The organism is Streptomyces synnematoformans, from assembly GCF_039531005.1.
Lineage (GTDB): Bacteria > Actinomycetota > Actinomycetes > Streptomycetales > Streptomycetaceae > Streptomyces > Streptomyces synnematoformans.
Map to the genome: position 1 here is coordinate 1 of NZ_BAAAPF010000607.1, position 1,804 is coordinate 1,804.

Below are 1,804 nucleotides of genomic sequence, written 5' to 3' on the forward strand. Positions count from 1 at the left end.
CGGGGCGGCGCGGTCCGTACGGGGCCCGGGGCGGCGGTCCGTACGGGACCGGGCGGAACCTGCCTCGTCAGGCGCCCGCGCGTGGCCTGGACGGCGCTGACCCGGTGCCGGTACGGGACGGTAAGGTGAACGGCGACAACTTCAACCGCGCCCCGTGGGAGAAGCCGGTGCGAATCCGGCGCTGACCCGCAACCGTGAGTCCGGCCCCCGCGGCCGTACGAGCCGGAGCACCCCCGGAGCGCGACAGGCTCATGGGCACCCGCCCGGCACCGACGCCGGACCGGCCCCGTCCGTCGCGGTATGCGGAGCTGAGCCCGGCACCCCCGGCGCGCCCCCAGGCGCGGACGGGCGGCCGCGGCCGGCTGTGCCGGCCGCACCTCACGAAAGGCCCCCGCTCCGCCATGGCTCCGATAGGCCGGACCGGCGCCGCCCGCGCCCCGCCCGCGGCGCTCGCCGCCACCCTGCTGCTGCCCCTGACCCTCGCCGGCCCGGCGACGGCGGCCGCCGCGGCCGCCGCCGTGCAGACGGCGCCGCAGACGGCGCCGCAGACCGCGCCCGTGCAGAAGAAGAAGCTCCCCGAGGGCCTGTACGGCACCGCGGACCCCGAGTTCGACGGCGTCTGGCGGCAGTCGCTGGCCCTCCTCGCCCAGCGCACCCAGCACCTCCGCCCGGCCCCCGCGGCGGTCGGCTTCCTCACCGGCCAGCAGTGCGCGGACGGCGGCTTCGCCGCGTACCGCGCCGACGTCGCGAAGCCCTGCGACCCGGCCACCGAGGACACCAACGCCACGGCCGCCGCGGTCCAGGCGCTGAGCGCGGCGGGCGGCGAGCGCGCGGCCGTCGGCAAGGCCGTGACCTGGCTGAAGAAGATCCAGAACGACGACGGCGGCTGGGGCTTCAACCCCGGCGGCCCCACCGACGCCAACTCCACCGCCGTCGTCGTCGGCGGCCTCGCCGCGGTCGGCGAGCGGCCGGGGAAGACGACGGCGGGCGGCGGCAGCCCGTACGACGCGCTGGCCGCGCTGCAGCTCGGCTGCGACGCGAAGAAGGCCGAGCAGGGGGCGTACGCGTACCAGCCGGAGGACGACGGCGCGCTGTTCCCGAACGACTACGCCACCGCCGCCGCCGTCCTCGCCGGCACGGGCCACGGCCTCGCGCCCGGCCCGGCGGAGAAGGGCGCCGCGGCCGGCGAGGACACGCCCGTCGACGACGCGGGCGCCTGTGCCGAGGACCCGTCCCCGGCACAGGCGTCGGAGGCGGGCGCGGCGTACCTGGCGCGGAAGCTCGCGGCCGGCGACGGGCACCTCCCGGCCTTGACCGGTGACGGCCCCGACCACAACGCGACCGCCGTCGCCGCCATCGCGCTGGCCGCGGGCGGCCACCGCAGCGCGGCCCGCGAGCCGTACGGCTGGCTGGAGCGCGACAAGGGCACCCTGCCGTGGACGAAGGACAACCCGGCGGCCCTGGCCACCCTGGTCCTCGCCGCGGACGCGGTCGGCGCCGACCCGGGCGCCTTCGCCGGCGACACGGACCTGGTTGCCCGCCTCAACGCCACCGGCCCGCGGCCGACCGCGGAGAAGCCGGCGACGGGCGCCGCGGCGGCGGACGAGGAGTCGTCGGACGACGACGACGGCACGGGCACGGCGGTGTGGGCGCTGCTGGGCGTGGGCCTGGCGGCGGGCGCCGGCATCGGGCTGCTGGCGAGCGCGCGGAGAAAGAGGAACGCGTGACCGGCGCGCCGCCGCGGCGCCGGCTGCGGCACGAGATCGCCGCCGCGGCGTGCTCCGCGGTCGCGGCTACGGCGGTG

1 protein-coding gene is annotated in these 1,804 nt (G+C 79.2%); it reads left to right on the plus strand.

Features of this window, described 5'->3' with window-relative positions:
- Window positions 1-401 precede the first annotated feature (401 nt).
- Window positions 402-1,727, plus strand: a complete 1,326-nt coding sequence (locus tag ABD317_RS36485) for an SCO2321 family membrane protein (RefSeq protein ID WP_344296285.1) — start codon at window positions 402-404, stop codon at window positions 1,725-1,727.
- Window positions 1,728-1,804 lie beyond the last annotated feature (77 nt).